The 19,485-nt window shown below is 38.4% G+C and carries 18 protein-coding genes and 3 pseudogenes; 16 read left to right on the top strand and 5 right to left on the bottom strand.

Annotated elements, in window-relative coordinates; translation table 11 throughout:
• Positions 1–89 precede the first annotated feature (89 nt).
• From MWM02_RS11710 to MWM02_RS11690, 4 genes are all read left to right on the top strand, one after another.
• A complete protein-coding gene (locus MWM02_RS11710) occupies positions 90–188 on the top strand; it encodes a YjcZ family sporulation protein (protein ID WP_081260212.1) in 99 nt (32 codons plus the stop codon).
• Positions 189–1,264: 1,076 nt separating this feature from the next.
• Positions 1,265–2,068: an N-acyl homoserine lactonase family protein gene (locus MWM02_RS11700; protein ID WP_244402083.1), complete on the top strand. Its 804-nt coding sequence runs from the start codon at positions 1,265–1,267 to the stop codon at positions 2,066–2,068.
• Between the two features lie 948 nt (positions 2,069–3,016).
• Positions 3,017–3,493, top strand: a complete 477-nt coding sequence (locus MWM02_RS11695) for a putative immunity protein (protein WP_244402082.1) — start codon at positions 3,017–3,019, stop codon at positions 3,491–3,493.
• 301 nt (positions 3,494–3,794) lie between these two features.
• The gene (locus tag MWM02_RS11690; RefSeq protein WP_064550763.1) at positions 3,795–4,154 is read left to right on the top strand and encodes a YunG family protein; all 360 of its coding nucleotides are present in this window, start codon (positions 3,795–3,797) and stop codon (positions 4,152–4,154) included.
• A gap of 306 nt (positions 4,155–4,460) precedes the next feature.
• Here MWM02_RS11690 and MWM02_RS11685 read toward each other — a convergent pair whose 3' ends face one another.
• Together MWM02_RS11685 and MWM02_RS11680 are read right to left on the bottom strand one after the other, a co-directional pair.
• Positions 4,461–5,525, bottom strand: a complete 1,065-nt coding sequence (locus MWM02_RS11685) for an acyl-CoA dehydrogenase family protein (protein WP_244402081.1) — start codon at positions 5,523–5,525, stop codon at positions 4,461–4,463.
• Positions 5,526–5,799: 274 nt separating this feature from the next.
• A complete protein-coding gene (locus MWM02_RS11680; protein ID WP_064550765.1) occupies positions 5,800–6,333 on the bottom strand; it encodes a DUF4242 domain-containing protein in 534 nt (177 codons plus the stop codon).
• 389 nt (positions 6,334–6,722) lie between these two features.
• Here MWM02_RS11680 and MWM02_RS11675 point away from each other — a divergent pair, with 389 nt between their 5' ends.
• Positions 6,723–7,172, top strand: a complete 450-nt coding sequence (locus MWM02_RS11675) for a winged helix-turn-helix transcriptional regulator (RefSeq protein ID WP_064550766.1) — start codon at positions 6,723–6,725, stop codon at positions 7,170–7,172.
• Positions 7,173–7,227: 55 nt separating this feature from the next.
• Here MWM02_RS11675 and MWM02_RS11670 read toward each other — a convergent pair whose 3' ends face one another.
• The 3 genes from MWM02_RS11670 to MWM02_RS11660 all read right to left on the bottom strand — a co-directional run bounded on the left by MWM02_RS11670 (position 7,228) and on the right by MWM02_RS11660 (position 9,856).
• Positions 7,228–7,995 carry an ABC transporter permease gene (locus MWM02_RS11670; protein ID WP_244402080.1) on the bottom strand — a complete coding sequence of 256 codons (768 nt, stop codon included), beginning with the start codon at positions 7,993–7,995 and terminating at the stop codon, positions 7,228–7,230.
• Between the two features lie 4 nt (positions 7,996–7,999).
• A complete protein-coding gene (locus MWM02_RS11665; RefSeq protein WP_244402079.1) occupies positions 8,000–8,968 on the bottom strand; it encodes an ABC transporter substrate-binding protein in 969 nt (322 codons plus the stop codon).
• A gap of 102 nt (positions 8,969–9,070) precedes the next feature.
• Entirely contained in the window at positions 9,071–9,856 is a 786-nt protein-coding gene (locus MWM02_RS11660; protein ID WP_064550769.1) for an ABC transporter ATP-binding protein, read from the bottom strand.
• A 616-nt stretch (positions 9,857–10,472) separates the two neighbouring features.
• Here MWM02_RS11660 and MWM02_RS11655 point away from each other — a divergent pair.
• The 11 genes and pseudogenes from MWM02_RS11655 to MWM02_RS19400 all read left to right on the top strand — a co-directional run.
• Positions 10,473–10,763, top strand: coding sequence for a 4a-hydroxytetrahydrobiopterin dehydratase (locus tag MWM02_RS11655; RefSeq protein ID WP_064550770.1), 291 nt, complete (start codon positions 10,473–10,475; stop codon positions 10,761–10,763).
• 26 nt (positions 10,764–10,789) lie between these two features.
• Complete coding sequence (locus tag MWM02_RS11650) at positions 10,790–11,062, top strand: YdbC family protein (protein WP_244402078.1); 273 nt, start codon at positions 10,790–10,792, stop codon at positions 11,060–11,062.
• Positions 10,995–11,327, top strand: a complete 333-nt coding sequence (locus MWM02_RS11645; RefSeq protein ID WP_244402077.1) for a hypothetical protein — start codon at positions 10,995–10,997, stop codon at positions 11,325–11,327. The genes MWM02_RS11650 and MWM02_RS11645 overlap by 68 nt, the downstream gene beginning before the upstream one ends.
• A gap of 526 nt (positions 11,328–11,853) precedes the next feature.
• Positions 11,854–12,402: a GNAT family N-acetyltransferase gene (locus MWM02_RS11640; RefSeq protein ID WP_244402076.1), complete on the top strand. Its 549-nt coding sequence runs from the start codon at positions 11,854–11,856 to the stop codon at positions 12,400–12,402.
• A gap of 560 nt (positions 12,403–12,962) precedes the next feature.
• Positions 12,963–14,078: pseudogene (gene tnpB / locus MWM02_RS11635) on the top strand (IS200/IS605 family element RNA-guided endonuclease TnpB).
• A gap of 72 nt (positions 14,079–14,150) precedes the next feature.
• Positions 14,151–15,149 (top strand): annotated as a pseudogene (gene trpB, locus MWM02_RS11630) (tryptophan synthase subunit beta); the annotation flags it as partial.
• Positions 15,150–15,400: 251 nt separating this feature from the next.
• Positions 15,401–15,616 carry a hypothetical protein gene (locus tag MWM02_RS11625; RefSeq protein ID WP_244402075.1) on the top strand — a complete coding sequence of 72 codons (216 nt, stop codon included), beginning with the start codon at positions 15,401–15,403 and terminating at the stop codon, positions 15,614–15,616.
• A gap of 530 nt (positions 15,617–16,146) precedes the next feature.
• Entirely contained in the window at positions 16,147–17,046 is a 900-nt protein-coding gene (locus tag MWM02_RS11620) for an ABC transporter ATP-binding protein (RefSeq protein WP_244402074.1), read from the top strand.
• The gene (locus MWM02_RS11615) at positions 17,036–17,833 is read left to right on the top strand and encodes an ABC transporter permease subunit (protein WP_244402073.1); all 798 of its coding nucleotides are present in this window, start codon (positions 17,036–17,038) and stop codon (positions 17,831–17,833) included. The genes MWM02_RS11620 and MWM02_RS11615 overlap by 11 nt, the downstream gene beginning before the upstream one ends.
• A complete protein-coding gene (locus MWM02_RS11610) occupies positions 17,833–18,510 on the top strand; it encodes a TetR/AcrR family transcriptional regulator (protein ID WP_244402072.1) in 678 nt (225 codons plus the stop codon). Before MWM02_RS11615 ends, MWM02_RS11610 begins: the two co-directional genes overlap by 1 nt.
• Before the next feature lie 538 nt (positions 18,511–19,048).
• A pseudogene (locus tag MWM02_RS19400) lies at positions 19,049–19,252 on the top strand (NAD(P)-binding domain-containing protein); the annotation flags it as partial.
• Positions 19,253–19,485: the final 233 nt, after the last annotated feature.

The following is a 19,485-nucleotide window of genomic DNA, read 5'->3' as shown; positions in this document are numbered from 1 at the left end:
TTTGTTCAATCCAACTTTTTCTTAGAACATATCTTAGAAGTAGGGATGGCAATTAGCTATCCCACAATACTCAATAGGAGGTGTTAGATATGAGTGATGGAATTAGTAGAGCTTTTACCTTAGTTGTTGTCCTATTCATCTTACTTATCATTGTAGGATGTTCTTGTACAGGTCTAGGCGGTTATTAATCCCCACAAGGCTGACATTAAACACTCCCCTTAAATTCTTTTTTTAATCGGAATAGGTGGTTTCGTTTATTGAAAAGGAAAAGGGCAGATTGTTAATGATCTGTCCTTTTTCAAAGTATCTATTGGGACAAACATTATGGGAAGTAAGCCTATCGTCTAAGTATATCGATTAAAACGTTAAAATCATTGTATTCTGCAGCTCCTAATAGAGTACCTTATTCACAAAAAAATGGATGAGACTTGTTCATGACCCTCCTATTCCAAAATCTCCTGTGTAAGAAAGGAGGGATAAAGTGGAACATTTAGTTCGCAGATATCAGGGAGAACCGGTTGAGGTTATAGATCGTTATGGAAGAGTTCATAGAGGAGTGATAGACGGAGATCCGCCACCAGGGGGAATGTTTCTTCGCACCGGCTTTGGGAGAAGATTTATCCCATTTTTCTTAATCGCTGCTCTTTTTCTTTTAAGATTTGGAAGACGGCGCGTTTTCTAAAAATTTTGGTTCATCATGTGGATCCATTTTTCTCGATTCGCAAACTGAATAAATGATCAATTGATGGTTTACTCAACACCATCTTTAAAGAGCCTATAGGTTCTTTTCAGCTTGTCAATTTTGTCGACAAGCTATAATCCTGCCTTCTGGCAGGGCTTTTTTTATTTTTGTGGAATGAAGTATTGAGGAGGTGATTCTGTGTTCGAAATCGTCGGTCGGTTACGTTGTCCTATTTGTTCGGAGCCGGTCCAAATGGACGAGAAAGTGTTCCTCGATATCATTAACACCGTTATCCACCAGAAATGCTATTACCAATCCTCAAAGGGACTCCCGATCAAGGATGAAGGTTCATTCCAAAAAATGTTCATGAACTATATTTTTTTCAATGAATTGTTTTAAAAAAAAAGGGACCTTTATACTCCTATGGAAGAATAAAATTTATTCCATCATCTATGGTAAAGCTTGCTTCATGGTTGGCTAACGGGGTAGGTTAATTCGATAAGAAATACAAAAATTTTCTGTTTTTTTTAAAATAAAATCAATAGATGACATGTCATTTAATTGTTGGGGGAGTGTTTATAAATGAAAGTGCATGTTTTGCACACAGGTAAGGTTTACATTGACCGAGCGTTGGCTTATAAGGAAAAAACTTTGCATCCTATCCCATTTACAGGGTGGCTAAGGGGTAAGACTAAAAAGATGTGGGTTCCTGTGTCTTCTTATTTAATCGAGCATCCAAAGGGACTCATTTTAGTGGATACTGGTTGGCATGAAGAGATTAGGTTTAATCAAAAAAAACATCTAGGAAGTTTAGCTTACTCTATGTTTAAGGGTGACCTTCCAGAAGGAGATTCAATAGCTGAAAAACTTGATTCTTTGGGAATAAAAAGTAAGGATTTAGATTTTGTTATACTTACACATTTGCATTCAGACCATGTTAGCGGTTTGAAACATGTACAAGATGCTAAAAAGATTCTTACAAACGAAATAGAATGGAAGGCTGCACATAAAAGAATTGGTTACATAAAATCAATGTGGAATGGTGTTTCTATTGATACCTTTAGTTTAACAGACATACCATATGGTCCTTATAAAAAAGGGTATGATTTATTTGGAGATGAATCTCTGTACCTTGTTCATACTCCTGGTCATAGTGATGGAATGGTTTCGATATTAGTGAAAATGCGAAATGGATGGTTGGTATTAGCCAGTGATGTTGGTTATTCAGAAAAATCATGGGAAGAAATGATATTACCTGGTGTAACAACAGATAAAAAAGCTGCTTACCTATCATTGAAATGGTTGAAGGACTTTTCAAAAAGAAAAGATTGTATCCGAGTGATTGCAAATCATGACCCAGCAATAATACCTGGAATTATTGAATGATTTTAAATAGGAGAAGCAAACCTTCCTATCAAAGACCGAGAGCTACTTTGAGAAAATGATTTTTAAATATCCTTTTTCAATGAGGACGACGATAAGGACTCCATGTAAAAAGCCCCTCTCGTTTGAGAAGGGCTTTTGTTCAATTCCTTAAAACTTGGTCCAGATCCTTATGACTTAGTGGATCTGATCGAAGCGTTTCAATTCCTCATAGGTAAGATAAAAACTGACAAAAAGGAACAACGATTTACCTTTGTCAAACAATTTCAATTCCTTATAGGTAAGATACAAACGTATTCGATGAAGTAAACACAGTACCAAAACCGAACCAGTTTCAATCCCTCATAGTTAAGATACAACTCAAAAAACGTTGATTGTATAAATGACTACACCCAGTATAAGCCATTTAGAAAATTGCGTCAATATGTGGGAATGTTTTTAATAGGGGGTTTTTTATTTTCTATAGAACCCTTTTCCTATCCATGCTATACTTTTGATGAAAATTTTTCCAAATCTTTGCGTACATACATATCATATAAAAGGGAGGAATCGCAATGTTTAAAAACCTAAAGGAGATATTTAAACAGCGTATTAACGTTGAATTCTTTCGGGAGGGCATGTACTAAATGATAAGGATATGCCAGTTCGCTTCATTAATATTGTCAAAGGGGAACAGCCCAATTATTAGACCGAATCTCATAATGATTTGGTCTTTTTTTATCAAAGATTATTGGATTTTAACATATGAAATCGCATAGCAGATCACACCCTAAATTATAAAATGTCAATAGTTATTGTTAACGTCCAAATTAATGTTGTATTCAATAGGTAATTGTAATTTTATGTTAAAATAAATATCGAGTTGTGAAGGATTGTTCTTAAACTAATGAACAGTATAGTTGTAATAAAGGAATGGTATTTGTGTGATGAATAATATTAAGGAGGTAGAATATGCGAAATAAACGTTTTGTTGCAGTACACCGTGGAGGATACCTCACTAAAGATAATCATCGCGGACTAATGAGATGGGCTAGAGAATGTTCGGAACATGTATTACCACTCATTGACGAAAAAATTGATAAGCGGTTAATTCATGCTTTAAATGTAGCAAAAGAATGGGAAAATGATAATGTATCAACAGGTGATGCTATGAAGGCTTCATTAGATGCTCATGCTGCGGCAAGAGAATCTTCTAATCCGATTTCCATAGCGGTAGCTCGATCCATTGGACAAGCCGTTGCTACTGCTCATATGGCAGACCATTCACTAGGTGCAGCATTGTATGCTTTGAAAGCTGTGAAGCATGCAGGTAAATCAATAAACGAAGAAAGAGAATGGCAAATCAAACAATTACAGCAATTACCTTTGGAAATCGTAGAGCTAGTGCTAACTACAATGAAAAAGAAAGAAAAAGGTTTTAAATTATAATGAAATTGATGAACAAAAAAGAAAAACATAGCTTTTATTCAAGTAAATGAAAAACAACGCTTGGAATAAAATTCAGGAGTTATTGTGTGCTAATTATACTGTTATTTAGAGTGCGAATCCCATTGTAATTCGTATGTTATTTGTTATTTAAACTGTTTTTTGACATTTTCCCCACAGTATCTGAACTACTTAGAGTAAGACTCCGGCCTTCTTGATCAGTCATAATTGTAATAATAATTAAAAAAATGAAATTTTATATGCACATTGGTTAATTTTTGGTTTAAAAAGGAGGGGGTAATCAATGCATAATTTAGAAGAGAAAATACTTGAACTTAAAAATGTTTTAATGAAAGTCTGGTCAATCGAATCAAGCTCTAAATGGACTCCTGAGAATCCAGCAAAAGGACAATGTGGAGTTACTGCGTTAGTGGTAAACGATATATTTGGTGGAGAAATACTGAAAACACCGACTCCTGAAGGTTGGCATTTTTACAATAAAATAAATGGTCGGCGTTATGATTTGACAGAATCCCAATTCTCGGAAGCTATTGAATATATGGATATTCCTTCTAATAGGGAAGAAGCTTTCTCTGATACGAATGAAAGACAATACAATTATTTAAAACAAAATGTATATAAGAACTTTTTTAAAGACAACTAACAATATCAATATTGACCCGAATGAATGGCATTAATGAAGTCTACTAGTTTTGAGTAGACTCCTTTTTGCAAAAAGAAGGCGGAGTAAGACTCCGACCTTATTGACCACGTGACCACCAAATTGACCACAAATATTATAAAAAATAATGAAGATGTATGGTTTTGTGCAATGTTTTTAGTTAGCTAAATTGCTTAAATTTAGCGCGAAATAAATGAATCTGTAAAAATGTGGAAGCCGTTAATCAAAGGTTTCATATAACAAGAGAGCTTTTCTGCTATCGTTTTGCCGGTATTTCTTATGGATCGTCTATTTATTTAATAGTTTTTCCAAATGTTTCACCGTAGGCGTTAAGTTGGCGAGGAAGTATGATTCTCTTAATCTGCGGGATGGATCGCTTTGTTGCAAGTAACCGGCTCCTCCATGATGTAACATTGAGCCATGGACCGCTTTTAAAGTGAGATAAGTAACGTTTAAACGGATTCTTAATAAATCTTCGCAATATTGCGTCAAATCAGGCGATTGAACAAGACGATATATTTCTTTGCGGATGGATATTAGTTCGTTTTCTAGTTCCTCCGGTTGAATGCTTAAATATCGATTGCATCCGTTTTGTTTGTTTTGTATTTTTTTCATTGACTGGATAGAAGCGGCTGTGACTCCCAATCCCAGCGGGATTTGATAAATAAGAAATATCGGACGTATTTTTCGCACAAAGTCATCCGCATGTTCAGAAATCATCCATTGATCTGGAATGAACACGTCATTGAATGTGCATGCATACGTTGCGCTTCCATTCATCCCCAAATAGTCTAGCTTCTCTTTTAACGCCAATCCTTGAGCATGGCATGGGACAAACGCCATGATCCGCTGTTTTTCATTAACGGATGCGATAATGCCGAACCAGTGATTTGGCCCTAAGTTTGAGACAGACGGCAGATGGCCATTAATGATATATCCTTTCTGGGTCCGTTCTGCTTTCAAATGGAGAGATTCAAGTCCATCGTAATATTTCATCGGATTTGACAATCCGGTTCCTCCAAGCGTTTTTCCATTTTCAAGCAGCGGCAAAACCTCATTTTTAAGGTAAGAGTTTTCGCATGTGCGCAAGTATGTGAGCGCTGCTAAATGGCACCAAAGGGTAAAAGCGGTTGTCATGCATATTTTTGCTGTTTCCTCGACTAATTGTATTTCGCGGGAAAGAACCTCTTTTTTCGAAAGCCCAGCTGACAAAAGGAAACCGTATTTCCCGATATTTTCTAAAAATTCACGGGGATAATAGGCTTTTGTATCAATTTTTCTTACTAAAGGTTTTAGTTGGTTGTAAAGTAAATCTTTTAAAACGTTTTTTGCTTCTGATTCCATAATGGCCACTTATCTCCACCTCCTATCCGAATTATGTATTTCTTTGTAAGTAAAGAAAATTAGGGCCCGGAAATTGTGTAAAAAGCAATTTTTTGGAGATCCAAGTTCACCGGGATGAGAAATAGGATTTTACATAATAATTACCGTGAGGAACACCGGTTCAATGACTCTAAACGTTTTGTTTTCTTCCATCAGCAAGAAAAGTGTTATCGATTATCTAGTATCATTTAATGATAGTCAAACCCCAGCGGGAATATGAAAATTCCGCTGAGGTTAGGGAATGTTATTTATTTGGCAAAATTTCTGTGACCGTATCAATCGGTGCTTTCACTGCTTCACGGGCTCTTTTGACGGCTTGTTCATCCGGAGCATGATAAAAGCAAAGGCATTTTGTCATATCTTCGCATACATACGTTCTAGAGAAAGTGACTTCCGGTACTTCTGCATAGTGCACGGAATTCTTTTTCTTTCTGTCTAAATATTCTTCCATGGTGAGATTTTCAGGAAGGTTCCATTCCACTACGTAGTTTACGGTATCCGCTTCTTTTTTGACTTCTTCGATATCTTTTCCAACTAAACGGACCGGTTTAATAAGAGTAACAGGAATGCCTAACTCTCTTAAGCGATCATTAATAATATTTCGTCCTTCGCTTTCAAAAATGAAAAATGCTCTTGAAAAATCTTTGGAAACTTGGACTTCAATAAGATTTGCGCTGTTTTTACTTAGGTCTTCCTGAATCTCGGAAACTTTCTTTTCAAACACCTCTTTGGCTTTTACTACCCCGTTTAAAATCGATTCCACTAAGTAAAGCGCCATTTTTATTGCCTCCTTTATCATTATAACCTCAAATTCTTATGAAATTAATATGATTTTATGGTAATTTTATTATAGTTAGTTCAAAAAATCAACCTTAAAAATAATTATGTTGCATTTATTGCTTTTGTTACACAAACTTGGCAAGTATGCCTCCATATCACATGGTTTTGGTCATGAACATGCACTATACCAAGAAGAGATAAGTTTAATTTGAAGGTTCGGCTTCTCGTAGAATAAGAAGTTTTTCGACTGTCGAAGGCAAGTCACTAACGGTTGAATATGATCCTTTGATAAAAAGCTAAAAATTTATACGAATAGTGGTGAATGAAATTTTTATTTTAGAAAAGGTAAGTTATAATTGAACCGAAACAAGAACAGGAGGTTTTTTTATGAAAGAGAGATATGACTTGCCTTGCAATATCGCCCAATCCTTGAACATCATCGGTGATCGCTGGACATTGTTGATTATTCATGAAATTTTATTGGGGCATACGACGTTTAATGAAATAAGAAAAGCATTAAAAGGGATATCTTCCAATCTTTTGTCGGATCGTTTAAAATATTTGGAAGAAACTGGATTGGTTACTTCTACTTTATATTCCGAACACCCGCCAAGATACAAATACATGTTGACAAAAAGCGGAAAAGATTTGGAAATGGTGTTCAACGCCCTCATCCTGTGGGGAAGGAAACATTTAAAAAAATGTTACAAAAAATTGGTGCACAAATCTTGTGGGCATGAGGTGGAAATTTCCTATTATTGTCCACAATGTAAAACAAACGTGGAGGACTTGGCCGTTGTCGAAGTCCATTCTGAAGCTATTCCCGAAAAACTGTGACAGTGGCTAATAAAAAAGACAGAAAGCATCCTACTTTCTGTCTTTTTTTTATAGATTATTTATTCGGCAGCATTCCCCATTGCTTTTCTACCCATCTTTCGAATAATTGGATTGCTTTGTCAAGAATAAGCCCCAAGATGCCGATAAAGATGATTCCGGCTAAAACAAGATCCAAACGTAATGAATTTCTCGCATCGACGATTAAATACCCTAATCCGGACTGGGCGCCGACCATTTCACCGGCAACGAGAAAAATCCAAGCTGTGCCGATTGCAATGTGAAGTCCATTGGCGATAAACGGAAAAGCAGCAGGAAAAATAATTTTTGTCATTAAATGCGGCTGCTTGATCTCAAAATTTTCCGCCACTTTTAAATATGTGCGGTCCACTTTTTTTACCGCGGAAACAGTGGAAAGCAATACAGGGAAAAACGCTGCGATAAATATAATCACAATTGCAGGAATGTCCCCGATGCCAAACCACAAAACAATAAAGGGTGACCAAGCAATCGGGGAGATAGGCCTTAAAACTTGAACAATTGGATCAATAATATTCCATAATTTTGCTAGGCGCCCTAAAATGAGCCCTAATATAACGGCAATAATCACTGCCGAGAGATAACCAATCAAAAACCGGATGAAGCTCACTTTTAGATGCACCAATAGAGTGCCGTTGGTAATCAGCAGCCAAATTCCTTTTCCTACTTTCAAAGGAGAAGGAAAGAGAGCCTCTTCATAATTTCCAATCATAATCACGGTTTGCCATATCGCAATTAATATCGAAAATCCTATTATGACATTGGTTAATTTCTTTGCCGTGTTCATACGATCACTTCGCTTCATCTATTAATGAATTATCGACAAATTCCTCGTAGGCCGGAGGATTCTTGGACAATCCCGTTTCGATCATGTACTGCCTTAGTTCTTCATACGCGCTTTTATCTATTCTTAAATCGTTAAATGAAATCCACTTTAACGATAGATTGAGCACATCTTTATTTACATTCATGTATTTGGAGGCGGCTTCATAGGTGTACTCGTCTTTTAATTCTGCTTTTTTCCCGGCTTTGACATATTCACTCACAAATTCTTGCGCGAGTTTCTTTTCGTTGCGGATAAAGTCATTTCTTAAAACGAGTGCGCAGCACACAGAATGTTTCCAAAGGTCTTTAGATTGAAATAACACCTTACCTTTATTCATTGCCACAGATAGAGCGCCAAAAGGTTCTGCCACTGCATAGCCGGATACTCTGCCTTCGGAAAGGGCTGCTGGCATTTCAGCAGGAGGCAGTTCGACGATATTCACATCTTTATATGTAAGACCTTCCTGCTTCAACATTTGATAGAGTAATAGGTTATGTGTAGAAAATTTGTGAGGAATCGCAAAGTTTTTCCCTTTTAAATCTTTTACGCTGTGAATATCATGGGAAGTCACAACGACATTTCCATCTCTGTGTCCTAACGCCACCGCTTTTAAATCAACGCCCTGTTCTTTTGCTTTCATCGCCAATTCCACAAGCACGCTTGCTCCATCGATCCGTCCTGTGTTCAGCGCATCCATTAGTTCAGGCCATGAACCGAATTTGATAAGTTCCAGATTAAAAGGTTGGGACTGGCCTTTTTCTAGTTCTTTTTCTATATATAGGGGTATGGCATGGGTAATCGGCAAGTATCCTATTTTAATGGTCCGCTTTCCGTTTACGTTGGACTGCGCATTATTGGAATTACAAGCGGTTAGGCTAAAAACTACTGTCATGATGAATACAGAAATCATAAATGTCCTTAATTTTTTCGTCATGGTATATACCTCCTTTTTTATTACGTTGTATAGCTACACTATCTAAAGATTCGGGCAATTTTGTGTGTATAAGGGTTTATGCACATCCTTGGTTAAGGTGGATTAAATATTATAATCCATCGTAGGGGTAGGACGATGAAAATGAAATTCTTCAAGAATAATCTTTCGGTAATATTGGAAGTCTCCGTGACTCCGGTCTCTAGGCCTTGGGGTGTCAATTTTTAGTTCTCTATGGATTCGGCCGGGATTTGCGCTCATGATTAATACCCGGTCTGATAAATATACCGCTTCGTCAATATCATGGGTCACAAGAATGATAGTGGTCTTTTCTTTGTCTTGAAGGCGCAAGAGTTCGTCTTGTAAATAATAACGGTTAAAAGTATCCAATGCGGCAAACGGTTCGTCCATCAGTATTACCTCTGGCTGAATCGCAAGCGCCCGGGCAATCGCGACTCGCTGCTGCATTCCGCCTGACAATTCATGGGGAAAGCGTTCAGCATAGTCATGTAAACCAACTAGTTTTAGATAATCGAAAGCCCGGTTTCGCCGTTGTTTGGAAGTTAAGTTCAGCCCTTCGAGACCCAACTCGACATTTTTAAGGACGGAACGCCAAGGCAGGAGGCCATAATGTTGGAATAACATTACACATCGTCGGCTAGGTTTTTCCACTATGTTTCCATCCAAAATGACATGACCTTGGTCCGGTTTTTCAAAACCGCCGATGATGTTTAAAAGTGTACTTTTTCCGCAGCCGCTCTGGCCGAGGATCGAAATGATTTCTCCTTTTTCTATACGAAAGGAGATTTGTTGGAGAACTGGTTCTGGTCTTCCTTTATTCGGGAAACTTTTACTTAAATTCTCCACTTGAATGATTACTGGATTTTTCAATCGCCTAACCTACCTTTCGTTGTTTTTAAGAAGCGAACGGATATTTTAGGCAGTAAATAAACATTTTTAAATTAATTAATTCCTATATGTTTAATATGATTAATATTTGTTAGTAATTTTATTATACTTTGTTCAAAAAATCAACTTAAACTTTGTTTTTTCTAGACGGGCTGAAGCCGATTCGGAAATCATGAAAGTGCAGGAAAATAGAAAAGCAACCGAACTACGAAGGGGAATCCGTACATCGAACGCGGTATGTGAGGTATCGTTGGCTCTTTCAGGATAATCTTAGAAACGAGATGGTACGAAGAAACAGAAAAAAGCACTCGTTGCGATGGCGTCCCGAATGTTTGCTATTATTAACTGTATGTTTTCGCGGAAAGAGCTGTTTCAAGAACCATAAATAGTAGTAGTATACAAAGATAAGGAAGCGAACATAAATCTTACATTTTTGTTCACTTCTTTACGTTCAAAGGGGAGGAAGCTATTATGAATAAAATTTTTTCAATGATGTTTCGAAGTTATAGAAAGGTTTTTCTATATATGGTAATATTTTTACAATGATATACGATGTTGGTTGTCCGTTTTTGATACAAAAATCAAGGAGGAAATAGTAATGCGGTTAACAGAGGAAGAAGTGCAATCCCTTTTACGCGGGATGGAAGGTTGGGAGTTGGTCGAGGAGCGGTGGATTGCGAAAAAGTATCGCTTCCAAGACTATTTGCAAGGAATCGAATTTGTGCGGCGAATCGCGGCAATTTCGGAAGAAGCAAACCATCATCCGTTCATTTCCGTTGATTACAAGTTAATCACGGTAAAAATTTCATCTTGGCGAGCGAAAGGACTCACGAAGCTCGATTTCGAACTAGCGAAAAAATATGATGAGGTTTACGAGAAAATGAAATGATCAACGCAGAGTAAGAGGGGAAAGCAATGCTTTTGAAATGGATTCGATGCGAAGTGGATAAAGAGAAAAGAGCCACGTTTTCCGCCGCGCAAGAAAAATGGCGCGATTTGAAAGGATGTTCCGGTTTTCTCGGACAGATAGGCGGCTGGAATGTTGCCAAGCCGCAAGAAGCATGTATATTGGCGTTTTGGGAAAATCTTGATTTTTATCAATCTTTTATGAGTGAGAAACATGACGAAATTTTTGAGCGAAGCAGGCAAAAAAGGGACGTATCACAGCATCTCAGTGGATATTGTTAAAGTAAAACAAGATATTGAATTTCGGCATATTAGTATGACCGAAGTGTTGCAAAAAAGCAAAATGATGTATGTTGTCCATTCGAACAGAATAAAAGAAAAACAAATCCTTTCAAACGTGATAAAACAAGACAAACATATATTGGCAACGTTCCTTTCAGAAAATCAATTTGCTGTTTTATGTGCATCGATGGAACTTCCACCAAGCGAATGGAAGAACACGCCTTATACACAAGTTAAGCTGGAAAGCGCGTGGACGGTTGTTTGAAAAACAAAGGAGCATGATCTACATCGCCTCTAGTTTTGTCAACAAAGAAGCGGTTCGTGCTTTGGCAAGCCATCATAAATGAAAGTTTTACACAAATATATGACTGAAAAAACGAGCGTGTGACAACGCTAGAAGATTCAGCACGCATGGAGAAGAGCTGTAAAAAAACTCATCCCTCTGTAATAGTTTGTTAGTTATTTCTGCCTTTAGAGATAATGATAAAGAAAAATTGGAAAAGGTGAATAACAGTAACGAGTTCCGCTTTGAGGTTGCAAAACAAGCATTTGACACACAACATCGCGGGCGAATTTGCAATCGGTTCGGCATCCATTTGTCTGGTCCTTACAAGGTTTTTCCAATAAAGTTATTTACTTTGGCAGGAGAAAGTGTGAACTATCTCGAAGATAAGAGTTGAAGGGAGTGTCAATTACCTGCCAATTCAAGTGTCATTTCTAAGGCCAGTCGCGATACTCCATCCATCACAGGATTCCTGTAGTGCTTATATGTAAATAAGGAATGAGGAAAGATGAATTTGGTAGGACACAAAATCTATTTGCGATTTTTAAAGGATACAGATGTGGGACCATTGGCAGAGATGCACCGTCGAAACCGGGAATTTTGGCAACGGTATACACCAGATAGGCCCGAGGAGTTCTATACGGAGGAATATCAGTTAAATCGAATCCAAACCAGCTTGGCGAAGATGGAAAGGGACGAGCAATACACGTTCGGCATTTTCCTCATCAGTACGGATGAACTGATTGGCATCATTGAATTGACGGAAGTGGTCCGTGGTCCTTTACAGACATGTTGGTTAGGCTATTATGTAGATCAGTCGCACAACGGACGCGGCTATACTACTGAAGCTGTGCGCCTGGTCGTTAGCTATGCCTTTGAGGTTCTCAAGTTACACAGAATTGAAGCAGGAGTCATGCCACATAACATCGGGTCGATTCGAGTTTTGGAGAAGGCTGGGTTCCATAAGGAGGGGCTTTCCAAGAAGAGCGTGAAGATTAACGGAAGATGGGAAGATCATTTGCACTTCGCTATCGTGAATCCAAATGATTCAGAATGACCGGGACACCCCTATTTTCTCAAAATGGCTGGCCACAAAATCGAATCAGCCATTTTTTATTGAAAACTAGACTTCGTTCAAAAATCTTTGTCATTGAGCTGTTCGCAACATTTGGTTAAGATATCCGAATGCCGCTGTATTGATTAGAATTGTCTTCTTTTCCCGCTTGTCCTGCTGGCTTGGAGGAAGCAAAAAATAAACTATTTATAAGAAAATACAGAAAATTTATTGGTTTTCATCGGCAAATATCCTAATTATAAAGTTTGAAAAGCAGAGGAGAGATGAGTTGATGAGTTTCGTTCAGCAAAGAAGGGGTTTTTAACCGAGAAGACTCTCACTTCTATAAGTGGGAGATGGAGCAGCTTAAGTCTCGATTTAACTTTTTTGCTTGTCGGATTGGTTCAATCCTTTACGGATTCATTCATATACTGCGCTCGCAAAATTAGAAAGATAATTCTCTTTTTGATATTTTTTTTAATTTCCTTCACTAACTCAGCAGGAAATTTGATTAGTTTTGGAATACGTTCCATGTTTCAGCACCTCTCTAATATAAAAAGGAGGTGAAAAAGGCTTATCAATTTCGTATCTATCCAACGAAAGAACAAGAAATTCTCATTCATAAAACATTTGGATGTTGCCGTTTTGTATTTCATTATTTTCTCTCTAAATGGACGGATACTTACAGAAAAACAGGGAAAGGGTTAACGTACAACTCTTGTTCTTCTCAATTGCCTCAACTAAAAAAAGAGTTTCCATGGCTCAAAGAAGTGGATAGCATTGCGATTCAAGCCTCATTGAAACATTTGGCAGATGCATTTACCCGTTTCTTTAAAGGAAAAAATAACTATCCTCGTTTTAAAACAAAAAAGAATAAAGTCCAATCGTATACCACAAAGTATACGAACGGAAATATTGCTGTTGCCGGCAATAAAATGAAATTACCAAAACTGGGATTTGTTCGTTTTGCCAAAAGCCGTGAAGTGGAAGGGCGTATTTTAAGTGCAACGATCAGACGGAATCCAAGTGGTAAATATTTTGTTTCTATTTTGACGGAAATGGATGTGCAGCCATTGGAAAAAACGAATTCTTTTGTCGGGATTGACATGGGATTGAAACACTTTGCCGTTCTTTCCAATGGAGAAGTATGGGAAAACCCTAAATGGCTGAAAACACTAGAGAAAAAACTGATTCGTGAATAGCGAAAATTATCCATACGTAAGGGCAGCGGCTCTAATTGGAATAAGCAGCGGATAAAAGTTGTCCGCATCCATGAAAAAATCGTCAATGCCCGCAGAGATTACTTGCATCAACTCTCCACCTATATTGTCAAAAACCACGACATTATTGGGGTAGAGGATTTGCAAGTGAAGAATATGTTAAAAAATCGTAAATTAGCCAAAGCTATCAGTGAAGTAAACTGGTCAGAGTTCATTTCGGTGCTGGAATACAAATGCAAATGGTATGGCAAACAATTGGTGAAAGCAGCGAAAAACTTTCTTTCCAGCCAGCTTTGTTCCTCGTGTGGTTATCAAAACAAAGAAGTGAAAGATTTACGCTTGCCTGAATGGACATGCCTGCAATGTGGAATGCATCATGATCGGGACAGAAACGCAAGTATGAATTTGCGCAAGGAGGCATTGCGCTTAACCGCCGGGACGGCGGGGATCGCCTACTAAATAACTGCCCATCAGGGCAGTGTTCGTAGGAATCTCCCATCTCTTAGCAAAGCGTAGGTGGGAGTAGTTCAATTAAAAGAGTATGTCGGGCGGGGAGAATCCGCTTACGTTTGCTGCCCGGCTTACCGAGCGTTTAGGCGGGGCGAAAATCTATCTAAAGCGCGAAGATTTAAACCATACAGGTTCACATAAAATCAATAACGTCATCGGACAAATTTTGCTTGCGAAACGAATGGGAGCAAAACGTATCATCGCTGAAACGGGAGCAGGGCAGCATGGTGTCGCCACCGCGACGGCTTGCGCGATGTTTGGCATTATATGGGCGAGGAAGATACAAGACGCCAGGCATTAAACGTGTTTCGCATGGAGCTTTTAGGCGCAAAAGTGGTTCCGGTATCAAAAGGACAAGGAAGATTAAAGGATGCAGTCGATGAAGCGTTGAATGACTTTATGCAAAACTACAAGGACACGTTTTATTTGCTTGGTTCAGCGGTTGGACTACATCCGTATCCAAGCATCGTTAAACATTTTCAGGCTGTCATAAGCGAAGAAAGTAAACGGCAAATTTTAGAAAAAGAAGGACGTTTGCCTGATGTCGTTATCGCTTGCGTTGGCGGCGGAAGCAACGCGATTAGCGCGTTTGCTCATTATATTGATGAACCGAGCGTACGTCTGATCGGCGTCGAGCCGGAAAAAGCAGCAACGCTTACCAAAGGTGTCCCATCCGTGCTTCATGGGTTTAAATGCTTAGTATTGCTAGATGAAGAAGGAAATTCTCAGCCGACTTATTCGATTGCCGCTGGTCTTGACTATCCGGGAATCGGTCCTGAGCATAGCCATCTGAAAGTGTCTGGACGTGCCGAATATTATGCGGTGACAAATGAGGAAGTTCTTGAAGCATTCCAACTCTTATCAAAAACGGAAGGTATTATTCCAGCGCTTGAGAGTGCCCATGCGGTTGCTTATGCAGTGAAATTGGCTCCAACATTAAATAAAGATCAAATTATGATTGTCAATATTTCCGGGCGTGGCGATAAAGATGTCGAGCAAGTGTTTCGTATGTTAAAGTAAGAAGATGCAAACGCCGTCAAAAGTGCGGCGTTTCAGACTGTTGAAAAACGGTTTTGTCAAACGACAAAATCGTTTTTTTATGATATATGTTGAGAAAATAACTTATAAGGAGAAGCCACTTCCGTACTACTACCAATCTAACCTAGAGATTCAACAAAATCGTCAAGCTTATGAATCTGTGACTGCTGCTAACGTACATGGTCATTGTTTTTGAAAAATGACGAGCGTTTGAAGAAAACGAGGTGAGAGGAATGAAATTTTTGCTGTTTTTTGTTTTAGGCATATTCGCTGCTCTTTTTTTCTTCGGTTTTCTGTCAAATACAACGAAAACGCATAAGCGAAATAAAAGAAGCGGTAGCGAAGTGCTTCCGCCGTTTTACCATGGTACTTTGTCCAGCAATGATTACAACGATTACTGCGATTTTGGCGGGGATGGTGGCGGAGACGGTGGAGGGGGAGGAGACTGAATGTTCAATCATCCACTCCGATGGTAAGAAAATGGTATTGGTGCCCCTATAACACTTCGCAAGCTTGTTCAAAATGCGGTCAGATGGTGAAAAAGACTCTCAATGATAGAACCCATCAAAATGTTCTTGCGGCTGTACTGCTGATTGAGACGTAAACACCGCGAGAAACGTTTTAAAATCTATCCGGCATGGAACGTTCCTTGGTGGATAAATGGAGGTTTACTGCGTCGGATAAAGCGAAAAGCTAGCCGCTTCTAGTGTCGGTGTCGTTCACAAAAACAACAGCATCCGATCATGGGGAAATCCACTTTGTGTAATGGATATAGAAGCATAATCTGTTTAGTCACAGAATGCGGCGTGTCAGGACATTGAGGTCTGAAAGCAAATGGTTTATGTCGTGGTCTTTATAGGGATTGCCTTCCACCATGCATCCCTCTTTTTGAAATGTATTGACTTGTGAGTCAATATTTTTTTATAATCGGATTGACTGGTAAGTCAATTAATGCAAAGCCGCCCAAGGAGGGAAAGGTATGAAAGTTGTAGATATCAAGAATTTGACCAAGACTTATAAAAAGAACCGGGGAATTATTGACCTTACATTTTCCATTGAAGAAGGAGAAATTTTCGGGTTTATCGGTCCGAATGGAGCAGGCAAGAGCACAACTATTCGAACGCTGTTAAATTTTATTTATCCGACTAGTGGGAGTGCGACGATTTTCGGAAAAGATATCATCAAGCACTCAAAAGAAATAAGACAAAATGTAGGCTATCTGCCGTCTGAAGTCCACTATTATGATGATATGAAGGTGATCGATTTATTAAAATACTCCGCTGGCTTTTACAAAAAATTTAATTTGAAGAGAATGAAAGAATTGGCGGAAAGACTTGACTTGGATCTCCATAAAAAAATCGAAGATCTTTCATTTGGCAATCGAAAAAAGGTGGGAATTGTCCAGGCGTTGTTGCATGAGCCAAAACTTCTTATTTTGGACGAACCGACAGGCGGACTCGACCCGCTGATGCAAAACACCTTTTTTGAACTTCTTGCAGAGGAAAGAAAGAAGGGAACAACGATCTTTTTCTCCTCCCATATTCTTTCGGAAGTGCAAAAGATGTGTGATCGGGTTGCCATCATTAAGGAAGGGAAGCTTGTTAAAGTAGAAACGATTGAAAATTTGACGAAGAAAAATTTGAAATATATCACGATTGCGTTTGAACAACAAGCGGAGCAAATTAATCTTGAACTGGAAGGAATCGTGAAGAAAGAAGCAAACGGAAATGAAATGACGTTGCTTTACAGCGGGGATATAAAGGCGCTTTTAAATAGATTGAATGCCCTGCCGATGAAGGATTTATTAATTGAAGAGCCGACTCTTGAGGAAGTATTTATGCATTATTATGAGAAGGGCGGGGTTGACAATGATTTTTAAGAGAGAGTTGAAACGGAATTTAAAATCATTGATTATTTGGAGCATCGTACTCAGCGGGCTTATTTTATTGACGTTAAGCATTTATCCTCAGTTTGCCGAGCAGCAAAAAGAAATGACAAAACTGCTTGAGAGCTATCCGGAATCGATTAAAAAAGCGTTTGGAATGAATGAGCTAAATATGGGAGATTTGCTTGGTTTTTACGGGGTAGAAATTTATATGATGACCACCCTTTTGGGAAGCATATACTCGGCAATTCTTGCCTCCAATATTCTTGCCAAGGAAGAAAATGAAAAAACGATTGAATTTTTGTTGTCAAAGCCTGTGTCAAGAAGCCGAATCGTAACAGAAAAACTTCTGGCTGTTTTGGTAAATATTTTGATCTTTAACGGGGTTTCGACGATAGCAAGTATTATAGGATTTCAATTTGCAAAAGATCCGGATGTCCCGACAGACACGTTTAGTTTGCTAATCGTCGCAACGATTTTGCTTCATTTGACTTTCGGTGCTATTGCGTTTATGTTGTCATCGCTCATGAAAAAAACACGGAATATCCTTTCCATCTCACTGGGGGTTGTCCTAGCGGCCTACTTTATGAATGTGATGGCAGGGATATCGGAAGACTTAGAGTTCCTAAAATATTTCAGCCCGTTTAAATATGTGGACGCCGCCACCATTATTAATGATAACGAGATTAAGCTTCTGTATATCTTTATTATGGCTGCGGTCATTTTGATTAGTATATTCGCTGCATATATGGTATATAGAAAGAAAGATATTGCAGTCTAATGAAATTAGAGGTGTTAAAATTGTATCCAGCTTTTGAAAAGCAGCCGCAAGAAAAGAAGGATCTGATCATCAAAGTGGCCATCGAGGAATTTGTGAAGAATGGTTATGAAAAGGCCTCTACAGATGTTATTACGAGGCGGGCGGGGATTTCCAAAGGAATTCTTTTCCATTATTTTAAGAGCAAGAAAAACCTATACCTTTATTTAGTGAATTATGTGAAGGACTTTTTGACGGAAATAGCAATGGAAGAGTTGAAAAAAATTCAATCTGACGATTTCTTTGAAAGGATCAAAGAAATCGTCCTGTTGAAACAAAAAATAACGGTTCAGTATCTCCAAGAGACTCAGTTTATTACAGACGCCTTCCTCAATCCTCCTGTGGCAGTAAAGGAGGAAATGGAAGAAATCATTAAGAAATACTACGAAACTTACCAAGGAGATTTTTTGCTAGAGCATGTTTATATTAAAGACCTTATCCAAACGGAAAAACTTAGAGAAGATATTTCCGTGGATACCGTGATCCGCATGACCATGTGTATCGTTGATCAGCTGTCTAATAAATATTTGGCTCTATATAAAAATAAGCAAATTGATATCATGAATAGTACGGAGTTCATGTTAAGGGAATTGAATGAATATCTTAAAATTGTGAAATATGGGATCTATAAATCGGAATAGATTTTTGCTTTCTTTTCCCGCGGCGGTCGGCTGCGGGATTTTTTGTGTATGAAATAGCCATGAGAAATTTTTTAACATTTTCTCGAGAAGTCTCCCTTCCTTGAAACGAATAAAAGGAGAAAGATGAATCGGGAATTTTTTTGGTTTCTAAAAAGAACACAGGTAAGGAAAGAAGGGATTCTTATGCTTCGTGGCCAAAATATGTATTTATATTGGAATTGGAATACCACAAGCCGAATATTGAACGGATGGATGGGGTTAGGAAGTCCTTCACAAAAAAAGAATGGCTTGGACAATGCACCAAATGGCCGTCAAAAAGCAGAAGAAAAGTTTCTACAAACAGCCGTTGTAATTATTGAATCTTTCAGAAACCTAAACCGGTGTGTACAATTTTTATACTGAGAAAGGATGTTCCTAGCTCACAGTTTTTCTTTCATATAGTATAGTTTATAAAGCGTAATGATTACTATTATCAAACATTAAATATCAAATAACCAATAAAACGTAATGATAACTATTATCAAGGGGTGAGAAAGAAATGAAACCTTTTTTTCTTATCGTTGGAGCGGGTCCTGCTGGGATTGGAATGGGGATATTATTAAAGCAATTAGGGGTTGAGAATTTCGGGATTTTAGAGCGCGACCGTATTGGTTCATCGTTTAGGCAATGGACGAAGGAGATGCGCTTTATTTGGGGAACACACGCAAGAAATACTATCAGCTTGCCGGCGGCCCCGTTCTACGCAAAACCCTCGACTATTGGAGTAGCCGAGGGTTAAGAGGCCTATTTGAGAAGTGATACTTAATGGAACCGCCATATATCGAACAGTACGCACAGTGGTGTAAGGGGGCGGGGATTAGCCCCCCTTCTACTCGATTGATCATATTCATATTCCGATATCGGAGACTCCACTCATTGAATACATTCGTTAGCATTTCCGCTTGTGAGAAGAATCTCAGCCAAAAGGGTGTCTAT

The organism is Parageobacillus sp. KH3-4, from assembly GCF_022846435.1.
Classification (GTDB): Bacteria; Bacillota; Bacilli; order Bacillales; family Anoxybacillaceae; genus Parageobacillus; species Parageobacillus thermoglucosidasius_A.
The sequence above is the reverse complement of the archived record's forward strand: the minus strand, read 5'-3'. Positions and strand labels throughout refer to the sequence as shown.

Bases quoted from the DNA above. Each gene is read 5' to 3' on its own strand.
- MWM02_RS11710 (WP_081260212.1), top strand. From the start codon at position 90: ATGAGTGATGGAATTAGTAGAGCTTTTACCTTAGTTGTTGTCCTATTC.
- MWM02_RS11700 (WP_244402083.1), top strand. From the start codon at position 1,265: ATGAAAGTGCATGTTTTGCACACAGGTAAGGTTTACATTGACCGAGCG.
- MWM02_RS11695 (WP_244402082.1), top strand. From the start codon at position 3,017: ATGCGAAATAAACGTTTTGTTGCAGTACACCGTGGAGGATACCTCACT.
- MWM02_RS11690 (WP_064550763.1), top strand. From the start codon at position 3,795: ATGCATAATTTAGAAGAGAAAATACTTGAACTTAAAAATGTTTTAATG.
- MWM02_RS11680 (WP_064550765.1), bottom strand. From the start codon at position 6,333: ATGGCGCTTTACTTAGTGGAATCGATTTTAAACGGGGTAGTAAAAGCC.
- MWM02_RS11675 (WP_064550766.1), top strand. From the start codon at position 6,723: ATGAAAGAGAGATATGACTTGCCTTGCAATATCGCCCAATCCTTGAAC.
- MWM02_RS11670 (WP_244402080.1), bottom strand. From the start codon at position 7,995: ATGAACACGGCAAAGAAATTAACCAATGTCATAATAGGATTTTCGATA.
- MWM02_RS11665 (WP_244402079.1), bottom strand. From the start codon at position 8,968: ATGACGAAAAAATTAAGGACATTTATGATTTCTGTATTCATCATGACA.
- MWM02_RS11655 (WP_064550770.1), top strand. From the start codon at position 10,473: ATGCGGTTAACAGAGGAAGAAGTGCAATCCCTTTTACGCGGGATGGAA.
- MWM02_RS11650 (WP_244402078.1), top strand. From the start codon at position 10,790: ATGCTTTTGAAATGGATTCGATGCGAAGTGGATAAAGAGAAAAGAGCC.
- MWM02_RS11645 (WP_244402077.1), top strand. From the start codon at position 10,995: ATGACGAAATTTTTGAGCGAAGCAGGCAAAAAAGGGACGTATCACAGC.
- MWM02_RS11640 (WP_244402076.1), top strand. From the start codon at position 11,854: ATGAATTTGGTAGGACACAAAATCTATTTGCGATTTTTAAAGGATACA.
- MWM02_RS11625 (WP_244402075.1), top strand. From the start codon at position 15,401: ATGAAATTTTTGCTGTTTTTTGTTTTAGGCATATTCGCTGCTCTTTTT.
- MWM02_RS11620 (WP_244402074.1), top strand. From the start codon at position 16,147: ATGAAAGTTGTAGATATCAAGAATTTGACCAAGACTTATAAAAAGAAC.
- MWM02_RS11615 (WP_244402073.1), top strand. From the start codon at position 17,036: ATGATTTTTAAGAGAGAGTTGAAACGGAATTTAAAATCATTGATTATT.
- MWM02_RS11610 (WP_244402072.1), top strand. From the start codon at position 17,833: ATGAAATTAGAGGTGTTAAAATTGTATCCAGCTTTTGAAAAGCAGCCG.